Below are 18935 nucleotides of genomic sequence, written 5' to 3'. Positions count from 1 at the left end.
AACCCCATCATGAAGGCCCGCGACCTACTAGACCTCGGTTACAAGCCCGGCCCCTCCATCGGCGTGGCGCTCGAACTCATCAAGCAGCTCCGCGGCACGGCGGGCAAGCACGTCATCGAAAGCGATCTGCTGGCGATCCTGCGCGAGCCCAACGCCTACAAGGAACACACGCACTGGGCGATGCTGGCGCAGGCGCTGATCGACCAGGATGCCCGCCGCAGCACCTACGTGCCACGGGCGGAGCCTGCGCCGTACCGCATTTGGGGCGAAGGGCTAGAGGCGGGCGCGCTCGATCAGATGAAGAACGCCGCGCAGTTGCCCGTGGCGGTCTCGGGGGCGCTGATGCCCGATGCGCACCAGGGATACGGCCTGCCGATCGGGGGCGTGCTGGCGACGGAGAACGCGATCATCCCCTACGCCGTCGGCGTCGACATCGCCTGCCGCATGCGGCTGACGGTCTTCGACATCCCCGCCAAAGACCTGCACCGCCTATCGGCCACGCTCGAGCGCGCGCTGGAGCGCGAGACCGTCTTCGGTACCGGTGGCGAGCTGCGCAAGCGCGCCGACCACCCCGTGCTGGAGGCCGACTGGTCAGTGTCGCCCATTGCGCGGAAGAACTTCGACAAGGCGAGCGCCCAGTTGGGCACGAGCGGCTCGGGCAACCACTTTGCCGAGTTCGGCATCCTTACCGTGAAGGAAGATGCCGACGGCCTGCCCGCTGGCGAGCATCTGGCGCTGCTGACGCACTCGGGCTCGCGCGGCACGGGGGCGGCCATTGCCGACTATTACTCGAAGCTGGCGATGGACAAGCACCCGGAATTGCCGCCGCAACTGCGGCGGTTGGCTTGGTTGGACCTGGACAGCGACGCCGGTCAGGAATACTTCGCCGCCATGAACCTGATGGGCGAGTACGCGGCAGCCAATCATGCCGTCATTCATAAGAAGATCACGAAGGCGCTCGACGCGGAGGTGATCGCAGGCGTGGAGAATCACCACAACTTCGCCTGGAAGGAACGCCACGGCGGGCGCGACGTCATCGTCCACCGCAAGGGCGCCACGCCGGCGGGCAAGGGCGTGCTGGGCGTCATCCCCGGTTCGATGGCAGCGCCGGGGTTCGTCGTGCGCGGGCGCGGCGTGCCGGAATCGCTCGCCAGCGCCAGCCACGGCGCCGGCCGCCGCATGAGCCGCACCGCCGCCAAGGAAAAGTTCCGCTGGGCGCACTACAAGGAACAGTTCGAGCGCCAGGGCGTGAAGCTGCTGTCGGCCGGCATCGATGAGGCGCCCGGCGCCTACAAGGACATCAACGAAGTGATGGCGCAGCAGGCCGACCTGGTCGACGTGCTGGCCCGTTTCGACCCCAAGATCGTCAAGATGGCCCCGGCGGGCGAGAAGCCGGAAGATTAGCGACTCTTGCTCCCTCTCCCGAACTGAGAGGGGACCGGAGCGAAGGACGCAAAGGAGCGCGTAGACATGGCAGATCACAAGCACACGAACCGACTCGCCGACGAGACCTCGCCGTACCTGCTGCAGCACGCGCACAATCCGGTCGACTGGTACCCGTGGGGCCGGGAAGCCTTCGAGGCGGCCAAGGCGCAGAACAAGCCGATCTTCCTGTCCGTCGGTTACAGCACCTGTTACTGGTGCCACGTGATGGAACGCCAGTGCTTCGAGGTCGAGTCGATCGCCGACGAGATGAACAAGCGGTTCATCAACATCAAGGTGGACCGCGAGGAACGCCCCGACGTCGACTCGCTGTACATGACGGCCGTGCAGGTGCTGACGCGGCACGGTGGGTGGCCCATGAGCGTCTTCCTCACGCCCGATTTGCGCCCGTTCTACGGCGGCACCTACTTCCCCCCCACCGATGCCCACGGCCGCCCCGGGTTTGTCAGCGTGCTGCAGGGCCTAGACGACGCGTGGCAGAACCGAAAAGACGAGGTCGAGAAATCGGCCGGCCAGCTGGCCAACATCCTCCAGCAGGTCGCCCAGCCGCACGCCGCCGAGCGAACGCTGACGATCGACGACGACTTCATCGCCCGCGTCGTGCGCGACTCCATGACCGACTACGACCCGCAGTACGGCGGATTCGGCAGCGCGCCCAAGTTCCCCCGTGAAACGCTGCTCGAACTGCTGCTGGACCACCTGTTCTACAACCCCAACCCCAAGCAGATGGCGATGGTCGCCCACACGCTCGACGCGATGGCGCTCGGCGGCATTCGCGACCACCTGGGCGGGGGCTTTCACCGCTACAGCACCGACGCGCAGTGGCTGGTGCCGCACTTCGAGATCATGCTGTACGACAACGCGATGCTGGGCCATGCCTACGTCGAGGCGTACCGTCAGACCGAGCGGCCGCGCTACGCGCAGATCGCGCGCGGCGTGTTCGATTTCGTGCTGCGCGAGATGACCTCGCCCGACGGCGGCTTCTACACCGCCCTCGACGCCGAGACCGATGCCAAGGAAGGCGAGTCGTACCTCTGGACGCCGGCCGAGGTCGAAGAGGCGCTGGGCAGCGCCGACGACGCGCGGCTGTTCAACCGCGTGTACGGCCTCGACCGCGGCCCGAACTTCGCCGACCCGCACGGGCCCAACCCATCGGATCCGGACAAGAACATCCTCTGCCTCGACGAGTTTCCAGATGACGAGTTGGAGGACCGCCTTGCCTTGTTGCGCGCCAAACTGAAGGCAGTGCGCAACACGCGCAAGCAGCCGATGCTGGACACGAAGATCATCACCAGCTGGAACGCGCTGATGATCCGCGCGCTGGCGATCGCCGGCCGTACGCTCAGCGAACCGCGGTACACCGAGGCGGCCGCTCGCGGGGCAAATTTCCTGCTCACGCATCACCGCACGCCCGATGGCACGCTGCTGCGCACCAGCCGCGACGGCAAGGCCAAGTATGCGGGCTTTCTGGACGACTACGCCTTCTTCGCCCAAGCGCTGATGGCGCTTCACGAGTCCGACGGCCGCTACGGTTGGAAGGACGCTGCCGCCACGATCGCGACCGACATGGTGCAGAAGTTCGAGGACGACAAGAACGGCGGCTTCTTCTACACCGCCGTCGACTCGTCCGAACTGCCCGTGCGCCAGAAGGTGGCCGGCGACAGCCCGCTGCCCAGCGGTAACGCAATGGCCGCGATGGTGATGCAGGACCTCGGTCACGGCGCCACCGCCCGCGCTACGATCGCGGCATTCGCGCCGCAGATGGAGCAGATGGGCGAGGGCATGAGTTCGATGATCCTGGCGGCCGCCAAGTACGTGCGGCAGGAGGGGCCGATCGAGATCGGGGCCACTGCCGACGTCAAGCCGACCCGCGACAACACCCTGACCGCCGCTGCGGCACCACCGAGCGCGGTCGCGCCCGCGGCGTCGCTTCAGGCCAGCGCATCGGACGTGCTGTCGATCCAACCGGTCTGGGTCTCGCCGACCGAGTTGTGGCTGAACGTGACGGTGATGGACGGCTATCACATCAACGCCCACGAACCGCTCGCCGGCCTGGTCGCCACGCAGCTTTCGGTCGCCGGTGGCGATGGTGCGACGGTCACGCAGATCGACTACCCGCCATCGATCAAGCAGAAGTTCGAGTTCGCGCCGGACCTGCTGCCGGTGTACGCCGGCGAGATAACGATCGCGCTGCACCTGTCATCGCCGCCGAAGGCGCCGCTGCGGCTGGCGCTCCAGTACCAACCCTGCAGTGACATCGCCTGCCTCGCCGCGGTGACGAAGCAGTTGACGGTGGCGCCGGATTAGCCGGGTGCTGAAGTTTCGGCTCTCCACCGTGGCATGGGCGTCTCGCCCATGCTTGTGATGAGGCCGAAGCGTTCTTTTTGCTAGTAGCCCGCGCGGCCGAAGCGGGCTGCCACCAATTGCATCTCCATTTCAGTCCACAGGCATGGGCGAGACGCCCATGCCATGCCCTGAGCGCCCTCGCGCCACCCGCCCAATCGCCACCTTCCTGCCGCCGCGTTAGCTTTTGCCTTCCTGGCGTCCTTGGCGTTCTTGGCGGTTCAACTTGGTTGCCCCACGCTCCATTACCCTCCCCGCGCCGTCCATTATCGGTCGTGAAAATAGGCGAACTGTGGCGCTAATGTCGCGTGGGTAACGGCCCGATATGCATCGCATAATCGTTGTACCCCGCACGGTCGTTACGAAAGGATCTGGCCCATGGCATCGTTGATGGAACTTGTGGATCGCGTGAACAAAGGTGAGACGGTCGAACCCGCGCAGCTGGAGGTGTACCAGGAGTCGCCCAACAGCGCCGAGAAGTTCCTGGCCCATCATGCCCATGCCATGCTCGACCTTCGCCAGGCGCATCAGCACATGCTGCAGAGCCTGGAGGCGATCGATTACTCGGACCAGAAGGTGCTGAACCAGTTCGTCAGCGTCAGCAGCTTCCTGGGCCTGGCCGACATGCGGGCGCAGCCGACCGTTCGGTTCGGCAGCAGCGCGATCGCACGGCGTGAATATGCCTTGGGTCTGGAAGCCATCGCCAGTGGCATGGCGTTCGACCTCGGGCAGAACGGCAGCTACACCGCCGACCGCGAGAACTGTCAGTTCGTCGCCACGCAGTATGCCCGCGCCGCGCAGGGCATCGACTGGGCCGCGCCCGAGAGCATCGAGTGGAACAACAAGCTGACGAAGATCGCCTACATCGTCTCCGGCATTGCCGACGACGACGCGACCGGCCGCGCGGTGCGCAGCTTTGCCAAGCACTACGACACCAAGCGGTTCAAGCTGCAGGTCTACGTGACCGACGCCGCAGCCCGCCGCGAGAAGTCGGCCCTCACGCAGGCCACCTATGCCCTGCCCAGCGCCAAGCGCGCCAAGGACACTTTGGAAACCTTGGCCAAGCTGAAGGTGTCCGCGTGGATCGCCCCGCTCGACGGCGACCTCGTCACCGCCAGCCGGCAGTTGGCCGACCAGTTGGTGAAGGACCAGATCGACGTGGTCATCTTCGACACCACGCAGGCCGACCCCGTCGCCGCGATCGTGGCCGACTGGGACGTGGCCCGCGTGAAGATGAACCTCGTGCGCCGCAGCCCGCTGTACGCCGGTGGCATCGACTGCGTCACCTACGTCGACCAGAACCGCTTCGAGTTGGACAAGACGCACTGGAACCGCAACAGCGTCGAGAGCAACTTCATCCTGGAAGGCATCGACGTCGACGACGCCAACGGCCCCGCGCCGCAGCGCAGCGCTTACGGCATTCCGGAACAGGCGATCGTGCTCGCCACGGCCGCCGGTGACCTCGACAACGCCATGAGCGGCGAGTTCGTCGAGACCGTCATCAACATCCTCCGTGCCCACCCCCACGCCATCTACCTGCTGGTGGGCGACGGTGACCTCGCGTGGCAGAAGCGCAAGTTCGAGTCGGCTGGAGTGGGCAAGCGCGTCGGCTACGCAGGCAAGCGGAAGGATTTGCCCGGCTTCCTCCGCATCGCCGATTTGTACCTCACCGAGTTCCCCGCGGCCGGCGCCACCGGCGTGCTGCAGGCGATGGCGATGGAACGGCCGGTCGTCGCGATGCGCTGGGGCGATAGCGCCGAGCAGTCTCAGGCGGCGTCGTTCGTCGGCAGCGAGGGCACGATCAGCGGCCGCGACACCGCCGCCTACATCGAGCGCGTCAGCAAGATCATCCGCGAGCCGGCCTACCGGGCCAAGCTCGGCAAGACGATGCGCGCCCGCGTCGAACAGCACTTCGCGTTCAACCAGACCGCCCGCCACATCGAGCAGCTGATCGACCAGCTGATCCAGCAGAGCAGCGAGGCGGAGGTCGAGATCTCGATCAACAACGATCTCGACGACGAACAGGAAAACGTCGCCGAAGCCGCCTAAGCTTTCTTGCTGCCCCCTGGCCCACCAGGCGACGGCAACAACGCAACGCGAAGCGACCCGTCGGCTGCATGCAGCAGGCGGGTCGCTTCCTTTTCGTTCACGTCCCGCTCGTGCATCACGATCGCCGCTTTCACCCACCCGTTGGCCGCCCGCAACACGGTCAGCGCCGCGTCGCGATCGAGGTTTGTCACTGCCGCCACGATGCGCGCCCCGCGCTCCCACAGCTTGTCGTTCGAGCAGCGCAGATCGACCATCAAATTGCCGTACACCTTGCCGAGCTGCACCATCGCCAGCGTGGTGACGGTGTTCAGCACCAGCTTCGTGGCGGTGCCCGCCTTCAGGCGCGTGGAACCCGTCACCACCTCCGGCCCGGTCAGCGGGCGAATCACCACGTCCACCGGTGGCTCGTTCGGCACGTCGGCAACGCAGCAGAGGAAGACGGTCCTCGCGCCGCGCTGCGTCGCCTGCCGCAGCGCTCCATGCACGTACGGCGTCGTGCCGCCGGCGGCGATGCCGAAGACGACGTCGTTCGGCCCCACGTCCTTCGCGTCCACCGCATCGGCGCCCGCGGCGGCGTTGTCCTCGGCCCCCTCCTGCGATCGGAAGACGGCAGCCTCACCCCCGGCGATGATCGCCTGCACAGTTTCGGGGTCGGTGCGAAACGTCGGGGGACATTCGGATGCGTCCAGCACCCCCAACCGTCCGCTCGTGCCCGCCCCCACGTAGATCAACCGCCCGCCGCGCGACAGCGCCGCCACGACGAGGTCGATCGCCCGCGCGACGTTCGCCCGCTCGGCCGTCACCGCGTCAATCGCGATCTGGTCCTGCCGGTTCATCAGCGCCACCGCGTCGGCGACGTTCATCGCGTCGAGGTTCATCGAGTCGGCCAGCCGTTGTTCCGTCAGCAGATGCGAGCGGTCGTTCATAACGGAGATTAGACCACACCCACGCCGCCACGCCATCACCTGCGCCCGCGACGAGGGGTGTTCTTGCCGAATGGAGCGGTGCGCACGTTGATGTCGCGGCTGGGTGCCACAGGTCGCGGTACGCCGAGACCTGTGCCTTCGGCCGCGCGGGAAGACACAGGTCTGCGAGTACGCCGACCTCTGGCACCCGGCGTACATCTTGGTCAGCAACATGAACCCGCTGATCACTAGAGTGGGCTGCAGCTCTGCGTAGCGTGGCACGGGTTTTCAACCCGTGATCTGCTCCAATGAAACACGGGTTGAAAACCCGTGCCACAAGGCACTGCCGCGACGACGTGCGGAAATCCGCTCTAACACGTTCCAGCGGCTTGGCAACACGTACGTGCAGGCCGCGGCCACGTCCGTTTGCGCTCTGCGCACGTACGTTTGCGCTCCGCGCACGTACGGGCGCGCTCCGCGCTCGTACGGGCGCGCTCCGCGCTCGTACGTTTGCGCTCCGCGCACGTACGGGCGCGCTCCGCGCTCGTACGGGCGCGCTCCGTGCTCGTACGGGCGCGCTCCGTGCTCGTACGGGCGCGGTCTGCGCCTTTACGGGCGCGCTCCGTGCTCGTACAGGCGCGCTCTGCGCCTTTACGGGCGCGCTCCGTGCTCGTACGGGCGCACTCTGCGCCTTTACGGGCGAGCTCCGTGCTCGTACGGGCGCGCTCCGCGCCTTTACGGGCGCAGAGCGCGCCCGTACGGTCAGCTCACGAGAACGGACGTGTTATGCGGATCATGATGAAACCGCGCGTTCGTCATCCTGAGGTACTCCGAAGGATCTCTTCTGTCCGACGCCTCGAATAGATGCTTCGGAGTGCCTCAGCGGGTGTCAAATGACAAGGCTCGGTCCGCTCCGGCCGTGGCATGGGCGTCTCGCCCATGCGTGCGTGGGGTCGGATGGTTCCATTGGATCAATACCGCGTGGCCGGCGCAACAGGTCATTAATTGCGCCTCGCGTTCCAGTCGACACGCATGGGCGAGACGCCCATGCCACGAGCCGGCCAACGACCTCAACCCTGTTTTGAAACGCCCTCTCAGGACGACGGGTCCGCGCATCAATTCATCACGATCCGTGTTGCGCAGCACAACGAACCGTTTGGCGACCCGAACGAATGGGTTCGGTGTCCGCGGATTCCTGATCGCGGTGGCGCGGATCGTGCCGGGGCTGATAATGTCGAGGTGGATCGTGCTGCGCGATCAGCCGGGCCTGGGCGTGACCGTTCCCCCCACCACGCGGCGCGATGCGCCGGTGACGCTCGGCAGGTTGCCCGGTTCGCCGTCGAGCGTGGCGGCGCCGAGGAGGGCGAAGGCCAGGGCCTCCTTCGCGGCGGCGTCGACGCCGAGGTCTTCGCTGCGCAGCAATGTCGGGACGCGCTGCCCCAGCGCCCGCATGATCGCGCCGTTGTTCGCCCCGCCGCCACTGACCACCCACTCGGCGGGCGCGTCGCCCACCGCGGCGCGAAAGGCAGTCAGGATCGACGCTGCCGTGATCGCGCACGCCGTGGCGAGCAGGTCGGCGGCGGGCAACGGCGTTCCAGCCGTGGCGCGGGCGCGCTCGAACAGGTCGATCATCGTCGGCACGTCCGTGCTCTTGGGCGGGGGCTGGCGAAAGTAGTCGGCGGCCATCACCGACTCCACGAGACGCGCGTCCACCTGCCCCGCCATCGCCCGCGCGCCGTTCGCGTCGTAACCCGGCCCGGTGGGGTCGAGCTGCCGACAGAGATGATCGCTGATGCAGTTGCCCGGCCCGGTGTCGAACGCGATCACGTCGTCGATCGCCCCACCTGCGGGGATGGAGCTCAGGTTGGCGATGCCGCCGATGTTCAACAGCACGCGGTGCTTCGCGGCATCGCGAAATACAATGTAATCGGCGAACGGCACCAGCGGCGCCCCCTGCCCGCCGGCGGCGCAGTCGGCCCGGCGGAAGTCGCTGACGACGGGGCACCCCACGCGGGCGGCCAGCAGCGCGGGGTCGAGCCATTGAATCGTCAGGGGCGGCGCGTGGAACAACGTCTGCCCGTGCGCCGCGATAGCCGTCAGCGCGTCGGCCGACAGGTGGGCCGCTCGCAACGCCGCGTTGATGGCGGTGGCGTAGGCCAGCGAGAGGTCGTGTGCCAGTTCCGCTAAATCTCGCAACGCGACCGTGCCACTGCCGCGAATCGCAAAAATCTTCTGCTTCAACGACGCATCGAACGCATGGGCGAGGTGGTGGACGATCGTCGCCCGCATCGTCATGCCGCTGCCGACGATTCGCACGATCGCGACATCCACGCCATCGGCGCTCGTGCCGCTCATGGCGCCGGCGATCAGTCGGCTGGGCTCGTTCGTCGCGACGTGCATGGCCCCACTATATCGCAGCGGGTGCCGCGAGAACTATTGCGGTGCCAAGTCGGTCGCGCATCGCTATAATGAACAGGTGAACCGTGGCCCGTTCCCAACGCGGGCTAAGGAGGAAGGCTGTATGGCAGACGAACCGAAGGAATCCCCAAGCGACGCCGGCGCCCCCACGCCGGCAGCACCCAGCGAGGGCGGCAACGCCACCGCGACCAAGCCGCGCAAGTCGACCAAGAGCGCCCCAAAGCGCAAGCCCCCCGGCATGCTGCCGCCGTGGAAGGTGCTGCTGCACAACGACGACAAGAACGACTTCAAGTTCGTGATCGACACGATTGTCGAGCTGACCCCCCTGAACAAACAGGACGCCGAGACCCGCATGCGCGAGGCCAACGACACCGGCCTGACGCTGCTGCTGGTCACCCACAAGGAACGGGCCGAGCTGTACAAGGACCAGTTCGAGAGCAAGGGCTTGACCGTGACAATCGAGCCCGCGGAGAAGTGATCGGCGAATAGGCGATGGGCCACGCGCGCCATTGCGTTCGACGCCCGGAGCCGCGTCGCCCTCTTCTGTAGGACGGGCATTCCTGCCTGTCTGTCCCCCCGTATTCATCTCCCCCCGGTATTCTCTTTGCCGCTCTTCTGTGGCACAGGCATTCTTGCCTGTGTCTCTTTCTGTCTTTCATCTTCCTGGTGGGACGGACATTCTTGTCTGTCTCTACTTTTTAGAAATGAAGAGACCCGAAGGCGCGAAGGCGCGAAGGAGGACGCGAAGGAAAACGAGGAGCGTTGCGCTGAATCTGCCTCAGTTGCGCAGCGCGTCCGTAGAGATGGATAGCGTGCTCTTTGACAACTGAATAGCCGACGCGCTTCGCGCATAAACCTCCATCGTCCTCACCCGATGGTGCAAAATGGTGCACAATGGTGCACGGATTCGGGTCTTGCCTTACCCATACCGCCGTCGCCGCACCGGGTGGAAGAGTGTCCTTCGCGATCCCTTCGCGGCTTCGCGCCTTCGCGTCTCTTCTCCGTCGATGAAAGCGCAACGATCGCGCGAGGAGGGGCAGACGAGAATGTCCGTCCCACTGGAAGATAAGAGACGCAGGCAAGAATGCCCGTGCCACAGAATACGGGGGAGAGAAAGCCGGGGGGAGAGATAGGCAGGAATGCCTGTCCTACAGAAGAGGGAGGCGGCGACGCGTGGCGCTAGCCGAACACGCACTGCTTCTTCATCGCGGACTTCAGCAGGCGCAGGTATTGGCTGGCGGGGATGTCGATGCAGCCGAACCGGCGGAGGTGTTCGGTGGAGGCCTGAGTGTCGAGCAGTTGGTAGCCCCGTTCGTTCAGGCGGTTGACGAGGTGGACGAGCGCGACCTTGCTGGCATCGCTGACGCGGTGGAACATGCTTTCACCGAAGAACGCCCCACCAAGGCTGACGCCGTACAGGCCACCGACGAGTTGGCCGTTCAACCACGTCTCGACGCTGTGTGCAAAGCCCAGTTCGTGCAGGCGTTTGTAGGCGGCGATCAGGTCGTCGCTGATCCAGGACCCTTCCTCACGGTTGCTCATGCAGCCGCGCATCGTGGCCTCGAAGTCGTAGTTGATGCGGACGTCGAACTTCTGCTGCCGCACGAGGGTGGCGAGGGTTTTCGGGACGTGCAGTTCGTCCAACGGCAGCACGCCGCGCGGGTCGGCGGTGTACCACCGCACCGTGCCGTCACGGTCGGACATGGGGAAGACGCCCTGCGCGTAAGCCGTCAGCAACGTCTCGGGGTCCAGGCGAAGCGTGTCGCTCATCTGTGATGGGGGCCAGGTTCCGAAGTTCACGTACTTTATGCAGGGCGGCGGCTGGCGTCCATGCGGCGAACCCCTGAGACCTCCGGTGATCGCGGTTGGCTTCGTTCTCGCGCCAAGAACGCCAAGCACGCTAAGCGGATCAAGGTGTGGACGTCGGTGAATTGGCCGTGGCATGGGCGTCTCGCCCATGCACTGAGTTGGGTCAGGAGATTTTGTTTTTGGTTTGGTAGCTTGGTCGAAGCGGATCTGGAACAAATGGGACGTCCATTTCAATCCACACGCATGGGCGGGACGCCCATGCCACGGTCGGAGTTGCTATTGCGACGCCGCCGTAACCGCGGCATCCGCCCGGGTGAATCGCCACAGCGCCACGTCGATCGACCGGCTGAAGTGCAGCAACGCCGGTGGGCCGTCGATCGGGATGCCCTGCCCGGTGGCGATGGTGTTTTCGGTGATCTCGGCTGTGGCCCGCTGGACGGGCCATGGGGCGTGGTGGACCTCGCCGCAGAGCATGACGCCGGCGGGGGTCTTCGTGAACAGGCAGTAGCGCTCGATCAGGAAATGCTCGAGCGAGCCGGCGGTGGCGCGGTAGACGTCGGACGTGGGCCAGTAGCGTCCCTTGAAGGTGACGGGCGTGCCGGGGCCGACCCGGCGGGAATGGTAGTCGATCGCCTCACCATCCCGCGTGGCGGTCATCTGGGCATTGAAGTACGGCAAGTGAAAGAACCGCCTGGCCGTCCAGACCGCCAGTGGATTGGCGGCGTCCAAGCTGATGAAGAAGACGCCGGGCTTGCCGCGGTACCGCACGTACAGCCGGAGGTTCAGCTCAGCGAATGCCGACACCCACGGCAGGCTCGGCAGTCGCCGGGGCGCGATGCCCTCCATGCGGAACGGCACCACGCCGACCCACGTCGTGCCGTCGAACTCGTCGATCTCCAGTTCCGCCGGCACCAGGTGCCGCACCGACGACGCGGGAATCGGCCAGTGGGCGAACAGCAGGTCCATCCACCGCTGGCGAAAGTCCCACGGCTTGACCGGGAGTGCCCACGGGCGATGGTCGAGATGCTGAAGCGACGGGTGCATCCGAAGGTAGCTTAGCACGGTTGCCCCGCCCCTTCTAAACTTGACACGTCTCCGCACTGGCAACGATGATCGGGGGTCTATGAGCAAGGTCGTCATCCTGCAGCATGTGCCGTACGAGACCCCGGGGCGCATCATCACCGTCTTTCGCGACTTCGGCATCCCGACCGAGGTCCGCCATCTGTACAAGGGCGACGAGGTCCCGTCCGACATCGATGAGATGCGCGCCCTGATCGTCCTGGGCGGCCCGATGGGCGTCAGCGACATGGGGAGCGACAAGTTCCCGTTCCTGGCGAAGGAAGTCGAGCTACTACAACGTCTTGTGACGCTGGATCGTCCGGTGCTGGGCATCTGTCTCGGCGCCCAACTGCTCGCCCATGCCGCCGGGGCGAAGGTGTACCCGAACGTAAAGATGGGCCCGCCGGGCGGGCCGGGGCAGCCCCCGGTGCCGGTGGAGCCGATCGTGCCGCTGCCTGAGATCGGTTGGGGGACGGTGACGTTCCCCTTCCCGGGCGGTACGGAGCCGATCGTCTTCGGCCAGATCGACGGTTCGCCGATGTTCCACTGGCACTACGACACGTTCGACTTGCCGAAGTTCCCGCCCCCGGCCAACCCCGCGCCCCCACCGGCACCGCCCCCGCCAACGGGCAACGCGCTGCTCAGCAGCACGCGCACGTGCCGCAACCAGGCGTTCCGCTTTAAGAACCGCCTGTTCGGCTTCCAGTACCACATCGAGATCACACCAGCCGGCATTGATGCCCTGCTGGCCAACGGCAAGGAAGACGTCACCAGCGTGCTCGGCCCCGACGGCGAGGCCAAGATCCGCGAGGAGACGAAGAAGTTCTATCCCCGCTTCGAACGCCAGGGGAATAAGATCCTCGAGAACTTCGTGGAGTTTTTGAAGGTGCATTGATGCGAGGGGGTTAGGCGTTAGGAGACAGGGGAGAGGAATGAAAAGAGGGTTGGCCGCAATCGCTTTAAGCGCAAAGGCACGAGAATTTCTTCTTCGATCTTCCTGACCCTTAACCCCTAACTCCTAACCCCCTCCTCCCCGCTTATGCACGCCCTGCTCACCTATCTTCGCCGCTACCGGGATAGCCGGAAGCACGTGCGGCCATGGGCGCTGGCGGTGCCGATCCTGGTCCTGTTGATCTGCCTGCCCTTGCTGAGACCGTTGCGGCACGCGGACCCACGGCAGATTTCCGACCACGAGATCGCCCGGCTGGCGACCGTGCAGGCGATGGTCGAACGGGGGACGCTAGCGCTGGACTTCGACACGTTTCAGCCGGAACAGAACGTGATCGAGGTGCGCGAGGAGTTCTACGCCGACCAGCCGCCGGTCTTCTCGGCGTTGCTCGCCAGCGCCTACTGGAGCATGCACCGGCTGGACGTGACGTTCGCAACCCACCCTGCTCTGGTGACCTACCTGCTGACCGTGCTCGGCACCACCCTGCCCGCTGCGGGCATCGCGGGGCTCGTCTATCGAATGGGCAGGTTGTTTGAACTGCCCCGCATCTGGCGCACCGCGCTGGCGGCGGTCGTGGTGTTCGGTGGAGGCGTGCTGGCTTACGCCACCGTGCTCAACGAACACGTGCCGGCCGCCGCGCTGGTGATGAGCAGCGCCGCCTGCCTGGTCCACATCGCGCTGATCAAGCGCCGCCTTAGCGCCAGCGTCTGGCTGACGCTGGCGGGCTTCTGTGCGGCCTTGGCGATGACGGTTGACCTGACCGCCGCCGCGTTTGCCCCCCTGCTGGGGGGCGTGGTGCTGGCGCTGCCCTGGTCGCGATTGACGCGTGCGGGAGCCCTGCTGCTGTACATCCTCGGCATGGTGCCCCCGATCCTGCTGCACCTGGCCCTCACCATCCCTGTCACCGGCGATTGGCGGCCCGGCAACCTCCATCCGGAACTGGCCGCCCCGCTTGCCCTTGCCCCCTACGATGCCTTCGATAGCGACGACTGGGACGACGACCTGACGGACAACGGCTACGGCACGCTCGTCCTGCGCAGCCTGATCCGCGTCGGTGACACCCTTTTCGGTGGCAACGGCCTGCTGAGCCATTTCCCGATCCTGATTTTGGGCGCGCTCGGCATCTCGATGGTCATGCACCGCCACTGGCCAAACTCGACCAAGATGCTGGCCGTCGCCAGCGCCGCCGCTGCGATCGGCGTCATCGTCCTGGCCGCGATCGACCAGCCCGGTGATCCGGGTTATGCGTCGCGTTGGTTCGTGGTCGTCATGCCGATGCTGACCTTCTGGATCGGCGCCTGGCTCCGCCGCCCGCACCGCCCCCTGAGCTGGGCCTTGGCGGGGATCGTGCTGGCGTTCAGCACGCTCATCACGTTCATCGGCGCCACCGGCCCCTTGCCCCGCGACGGCTTCACCGGCTACACCGCCGCCGACGCCTTCGATCGCCTGATCACCGGCCAATCCCCCGAGATCGCCCCGAGCTTCGTCGCCGCACGCCCCTAAGCGCGCCCCCGTTGGCCCTTCCGCCCCGCCCGCGTCGCTTGACAATCCCGCCCGCATCGATACATTTTCCCGTCCAACGCGCCAGTAGCTCAATTGGCAGAGCAGCTGACTCTTAATCAGCGGGTTGTAGGTTCAAGTCCTACCTGGCGCATTTTCCCTTCCGATTCTTAGCAAGCCCTTGGGGCGACCTTCTCCGGCCGTGGCGGGAGCGTGTTGCCCGTGCGGGTGACGAGGCCAGATTTTCCCGATCGCTCCCGTTGACGTGGCGAACGCATCCAGCCGTCCTCTCGTTTTCGTCGCTGGTCCACCGCCTTCGATAAAATCATCCGTTCTAATCCAGCGTCGCTGACGGTATTCCGGGAACGACGGGTGGCCCGACCGGAGGTACGAATGACGTTCTCCATTGTCGCGCGTTGCGCGAGGACCAATCAACTCGGCGCCGCAGCGGTGACGGCGATGCCGGCGGTGGGGAAACTCGTGACGTACGTCGAGGCGGGCGTCGGCGCGATCGCCACGCAGGCCAGCACGAACCCGTATTACGGCATCGATGGTCTGGCCCTGCTGCGGACCGGCCGGACGGCGGACGCGGTGCTGAAGGCGCTGCTGGCGGACGATGCGCATCGCGAGGTGCGCCAGGTGGGTATCGTCGACGCTGATGGGCAGGCGGTCTCGTTCAGCGGAGCGGACAATCTCGACTGGCGCGGCCATCATATTGGCGACGGGTTCGCGGTTCAGGGCAATCGACTGACGGGCCCGGACGTGGTGGACGCGATCGCCGACACGTTCGCGAACCGCGCCGATCTCGACCTGGCGCAGCGGCTGCTGGAAGCAATGGAGGCCGGCCATGCCAAAGGGGGCGATCGGGAGGAGGAACGATCGGGCCACATCTTCGTGTTCGATCAGGAGCAGTATCCGCTGTGCGACCTGCGCGTCGACGACAGCGACGATCCGATCGCGGAACTGCACCGACTGTTCGGCCTGTACGTAAAAACGCTTCGCGAGCAGTTCCTCATGTTGCCGCGGCGTTTCAGCTCCACCGACAGAGTGCACGACTCGCCGGTGGTGTAGCCGTCGCGGGATTCGCGAAACCCCGCGTTGGGCTGGCCTCAGCGCCTGCCCCGCTGCTTTTCATCGATCGCAAATGGAAAGGGCAGACCCGGAGGCCTGCCCTAAGGTGCGTCAGTGCGATCAAGAGCCTCTAACTCAATCTCGGCGTCGCGTTCCATCATCATGCGACTTGGCACCGATCAGCCCACCCACCGCGGCCGCGGCCAACGAGAGGATCAGCGAGATCAACGTGCCCCAAGCACCGGTCGCGGCGTTGTCGGCAACCCGCTCGACGTTCTGCGGGGTGACGGCCTGGCGGGCCTCTTGGGCGGCCTGCTGGATCTGGTTCGTCGCCTGCTGCGTCGTCGCGGCGGCTTGCTCACGCAGTTCGGGGTCGTTGTTCACCGTACCGGTGACGGCGTCGGCGGAGTTGCTGACGGCCTGAACGCCGGTTGACGCAACGCTGCCAGCCGTACGGAAGATCGATCCGATGCCGCCGGCGATCATGTAAACCAGCAGCACCATCGCGACCATCCACATGATGATGCCTTGCGCGAGCCCGCTCGCCGTGTGACCCGCTGGTTTGCCCCACCCCGCCACCCAGCCACCGACGAAGAACGACACCAGCGCCGATATGGCACCCCAGATGCCCGCGCCGAGCCCGAAGTTACGCGGGTCGTCATTGGCGTCCACCGAAGACAGTCCAATTGCAATGCCGAGCACCGTCAGGAGCAGCATGGTCCCCAAGGCCGTCACCAGCCCCGCGAAGATCGCGCCCCACGAGATGCGCTGCTGGTTTGCGTTAGTAAGAACGGCCGTCGGCCCCGTTGAATAGATCTCTGCCATCTCAGTTCCTTTCGTCCCTCAAGGGACCTCGTATATTCCTCACGGTCACCGGACGGTCCGGACGACCATGGTTAATCCCATCGCAAATCGCGGGCCACGAAGGCAAAATCCTGCTGGCATAAACGTGGGTGCGCACGCTAGTTAGCCTTGGGAGGTGCGATAGGAATACTGAACTGAAGCCAGTACTGCTGGCATACGGGTGGCAAAATGGCGTGGGAAATGGAGATAGGGTGGTCGGGGTTGTCCCTTAGCGCAACGCCAATGCGAATCGGCACCTGATGGACTACACTCGGGTTCCAACCCGCAGGGAGACAGACAGATGCGAGCGATCGTGACCGGACAAGTCGGCGTAGACAAGGGCCCCTATCTGGATGCCGTAAAGAAGACCGCCGTGGCTGCGGGGCACGATCTGGAGGTTTGCCACGTCGGTAAGATGATGTACGAGGAGGCCCCCGACGTTCCGCCGGGCAAAATCCTGAACCTGCCGATCAGCCGGTTGAACACACTGCGGCGCGCGGTCTTCAAGGAGATCCTGCGTACCGCCGAGCGGCACGAGCACATTATCGTCAACACGCACGCCACCTTCCGCTGGCGGCACGGGCTGTTCAGCGCGTTCGACTTCGATCAGATCAAGGCCTTCAATGCCGATCTGTACCTTACCCTGCTCGACAATGCCGAAAGCGTTCACCAGCGGCTGAACCGCGAGCACGATATAGACCACACCCTGAAGGACATCATGGTGTGGCGGGAAGAGGAACTGCTGGCGACCGAGATCCTGGCCAACATCCTCAAGGGGTACGGCCACTTCTACATGATCAGCCGTGGGCGCAACATTCCCACGACGCAGACGATTTTCCGGCTGATGTTCGAGAACCACAAGAAGAAGGTCTACCCCAGCTTCCCGATGAGCCACGTGATGGACCTGCCCGACACGCTCGCCGAGATCGACCGGTTCCGCGCCAAGCTGAACGACCACTTCATCTGCTTCGACCCCGGCGACGTCGACGAGTTCGTGCTGCACACCAGTGCCAACAAGGCCGTCGAAGAGGGCCGCGACACCATGGAGGTAATGGCCGCCGACGGCCCCGTCACGCTGAAGACGAGCGAGGTCGTCGAGATCGCCGGCGACATCATGGGCCAGATCTACGCGCGCGACTTCAAGATGGTCGACCAGAGCGACATGATCGTCTCGCTCGTCCCCCAGTTGCCCAACGGCAAACCCGGCCTCTCCAGCGGCGTCGAGCGCGAACTGCACCACGCCTTCGAGGGGGGCAAGGACGTCTACGTCGTCTGGGCCTGCAAGGGCATCCCCAGCCCCTTCATCAGCGAGACCGCCACGAAGGTATTCCGCAGCATGGACGAGGCGATGGAGCACTTTGAGAAGAAGGGATACCTAAAGTAAAATAATGACATCCAGAACTGGTGAGGTGAGCCGATGAGTACCGTCGAGGAAATTAAAGAAGCTATCGACCGGTTGACGCCCGAGGAACGTGCCAAGCTCGAGCGCATGCTTCATGGCGACGCCGACGACGAGTGGGATCGGCAGATGAGAGACGACGCCGAGGCGGGCCGGCTGGACTTTATGATCAAACAGGTTGACGAAGATATCGAAGCCGGCCGTGTGCGAGACCTGCCTTGAAGTCGCAGCTCAACCAGAGTTTTCAACAGCTGTTCGATCGCCTTCCGCCCCATATTCAGCGACAGGCGGTCAAACAGTACGAGTTGTGGCGCACCGATCCGCATCATCCGTCGCTGCAGTTTAAGCAAATTGTTCCGCGCGTTTGGTCGGCGCGTGTAAATCGCCAGTACCGTGTTCTCGGTCGCCAGCGTGCCGACGATGACATCATCGTTTGGTTCTGGATCGGACCACACGATGAATACGATAAGCTCCTCGCCGGCCGATAGAGCCGAGCCTGCTGCACCCATGATCCGCTCCGTCACCGTCTACCTCTCCGCCCGCGACTCCGTCGATCGCGTTTACTTTGACGATGCCGCCGCCATGGGGCGGGGCATCGCCAACGCTGGCTGGAGGCTCGTCTACGGTGGCAACAACGTCGGCCTGATGCGGGCGGTAGCGGATGGCTGCCGGGCCGCGGGTGGGAAGGTGCTGGGCATCACGCCGCAGTTGATGGTGGACGAGGGGATTCACGACCCGAACTGCGAGTTGATCGTCACGCAGACCATGCGCGAGCGCAAGGGCTTACTCGAAGCCCGCGGCGACGCGTTCGTCATCCTGCCCGGGGGCATCGGCACGTTCGAGGAGCTGTTCGAAGTGCTGGTCGGCCGGCAGTTGGGGTATCACAAGAAGCCGATCGTCTTCCTGAACACCGCCAACTATTACGGGCCGCTGCTGGCGATGATGGAGCACGGCATCGAACACCGGTTCATCCGCGAGGCCAATCGCGGCCTCTATCACGTCTCCGAAACCGTGCAAGACGTAATTGCTTACCTGAACGCGTTTTATCCCGTTCCCGCGGCCCCGGATCTGAAGGCGGTCGCCGAGTAGGGGGTATAATCGACATCCGCGACGCGGATCGGCTCGGTTTTGCCGATATTCAGCCAAG

The 18935-nt window shown here is 65.2% G+C and carries 16 protein-coding genes and 1 tRNA gene; 12 read left to right on the top strand and 5 right to left on the bottom strand.

Features of this window, described 5'->3' with window-relative positions; translation table 11 throughout:
* Positions 1-9 precede the first annotated feature (9 nt).
* The 3 genes from VGN72_16525 to VGN72_16515 all read left to right on the top strand — a co-directional run bounded on the left by VGN72_16525 (position 10) and on the right by VGN72_16515 (position 5835).
* Entirely contained in the window at positions 10-1404 is a 1395-nt protein-coding gene (locus tag VGN72_16525) for an RtcB family protein (GenBank protein HEV7300974.1), read from the top strand.
* Between the two features lie 66 nt (positions 1405-1470).
* Entirely contained in the window at positions 1471-3750 is a 2280-nt protein-coding gene (locus tag VGN72_16520) for a DUF255 domain-containing protein (protein HEV7300973.1), read from the top strand.
* Positions 3751-4164: 414 nt separating this feature from the next.
* On the top strand, positions 4165-5835 hold the full coding sequence (locus VGN72_16515; protein HEV7300972.1) for a glycosyltransferase family 4 protein: 1671 nt from the start codon (positions 4165-4167) through the stop codon (positions 5833-5835).
* Here the strand turns inward: VGN72_16515 and murQ are convergent.
* Together murQ and VGN72_16505 are read right to left on the bottom strand one after the other, a co-directional pair.
* A complete protein-coding gene (gene murQ, locus VGN72_16510) occupies positions 5832-6761 on the bottom strand; it encodes an N-acetylmuramic acid 6-phosphate etherase (GenBank protein ID HEV7300971.1) in 930 nt (309 codons plus the stop codon). The two genes, VGN72_16515 and murQ, sit on opposite strands and share 4 nt — an antisense overlap.
* Before the next feature lie 1236 nt (positions 6762-7997).
* Entirely contained in the window at positions 7998-9140 is a 1143-nt protein-coding gene (locus VGN72_16505) for an anhydro-N-acetylmuramic acid kinase (protein ID HEV7300970.1), read from the bottom strand.
* Positions 9141-9261: 121 nt separating this feature from the next.
* Between VGN72_16505 and VGN72_16500 the strand changes: the two genes are divergently transcribed.
* Positions 9262-9636, top strand: a complete 375-nt coding sequence (locus VGN72_16500; GenBank protein ID HEV7300969.1) for an ATP-dependent Clp protease adaptor ClpS — start codon at positions 9262-9264, stop codon at positions 9634-9636.
* A 701-nt stretch (positions 9637-10337) separates the two neighbouring features.
* Here the strand turns inward: VGN72_16500 and aat are convergent.
* Together aat and VGN72_16490 are read right to left on the bottom strand one after the other, a co-directional pair.
* Positions 10338-10928: a leucyl/phenylalanyl-tRNA--protein transferase gene (gene aat / locus VGN72_16495; protein HEV7300968.1), complete on the bottom strand. Its 591-nt coding sequence runs from the start codon at positions 10926-10928 to the stop codon at positions 10338-10340.
* Positions 10929-11243: 315 nt separating this feature from the next.
* Positions 11244-12011 (bottom strand): DUF2071 domain-containing protein, encoded by a 768-nt coding sequence (locus tag VGN72_16490; GenBank protein HEV7300967.1) that lies wholly within the window; start codon positions 12009-12011, stop codon positions 11244-11246.
* A gap of 79 nt (positions 12012-12090) precedes the next feature.
* On the opposite strand from VGN72_16490, the gene VGN72_16485 reads away from it, so the two are divergent.
* From VGN72_16485 to VGN72_16470, 4 genes are all read left to right on the top strand, one after another.
* Positions 12091-12921 (top strand): gamma-glutamyl-gamma-aminobutyrate hydrolase family protein, encoded by an 831-nt coding sequence (locus VGN72_16485; GenBank protein ID HEV7300966.1) that lies wholly within the window; start codon positions 12091-12093, stop codon positions 12919-12921.
* Positions 12922-13065: 144 nt separating this feature from the next.
* Entirely contained in the window at positions 13066-14478 is a 1413-nt protein-coding gene (locus VGN72_16480) for a hypothetical protein (GenBank protein ID HEV7300965.1), read from the top strand.
* Between the two features lie 78 nt (positions 14479-14556).
* A tRNA-Lys gene (locus VGN72_16475) sits at positions 14557-14629 on the top strand.
* A 239-nt stretch (positions 14630-14868) separates the two neighbouring features.
* Positions 14869-15546 (top strand): DUF1028 domain-containing protein, encoded by a 678-nt coding sequence (locus VGN72_16470; protein ID HEV7300964.1) that lies wholly within the window; start codon positions 14869-14871, stop codon positions 15544-15546.
* 135 nt (positions 15547-15681) lie between these two features.
* Here VGN72_16470 and VGN72_16465 read toward each other — a convergent pair whose 3' ends face one another.
* A complete protein-coding gene (locus VGN72_16465; GenBank protein ID HEV7300963.1) occupies positions 15682-16371 on the bottom strand; it encodes a hypothetical protein in 690 nt (229 codons plus the stop codon).
* A 319-nt stretch (positions 16372-16690) separates the two neighbouring features.
* Between VGN72_16465 and VGN72_16460 the strand changes: the two genes are divergently transcribed.
* From VGN72_16460 to VGN72_16445, 4 genes are read left to right on the top strand one after another with little or no spacing between them, the layout of a single operon-like run.
* Positions 16691-17773: an AAA family ATPase gene (locus VGN72_16460; GenBank protein HEV7300962.1), complete on the top strand. Its 1083-nt coding sequence runs from the start codon at positions 16691-16693 to the stop codon at positions 17771-17773.
* A gap of 33 nt (positions 17774-17806) precedes the next feature.
* A complete protein-coding gene (locus VGN72_16455; protein ID HEV7300961.1) occupies positions 17807-18010 on the top strand; it encodes a hypothetical protein in 204 nt (67 codons plus the stop codon).
* Entirely contained in the window at positions 18007-18276 is a 270-nt protein-coding gene (locus VGN72_16450) for a hypothetical protein (GenBank protein HEV7300960.1), read from the top strand. The genes VGN72_16455 and VGN72_16450 overlap by 4 nt, the downstream gene beginning before the upstream one ends.
* On the top strand, positions 18245-18877 hold the full coding sequence (locus VGN72_16445; GenBank protein HEV7300959.1) for a TIGR00730 family Rossman fold protein: 633 nt from the start codon (positions 18245-18247) through the stop codon (positions 18875-18877). Before VGN72_16450 ends, VGN72_16445 begins: the two co-directional genes overlap by 32 nt.
* The last annotated feature ends 58 nt before the right edge of the window (positions 18878-18935 follow it).

It is taken from the genome of Tepidisphaeraceae bacterium (genome assembly GCA_035998445.1).
GTDB lineage: Bacteria > Planctomycetota > Phycisphaerae > Tepidisphaerales > Tepidisphaeraceae > DASYHQ01.
This window is presented reverse-complemented; position numbering and strand designations above follow the sequence as displayed.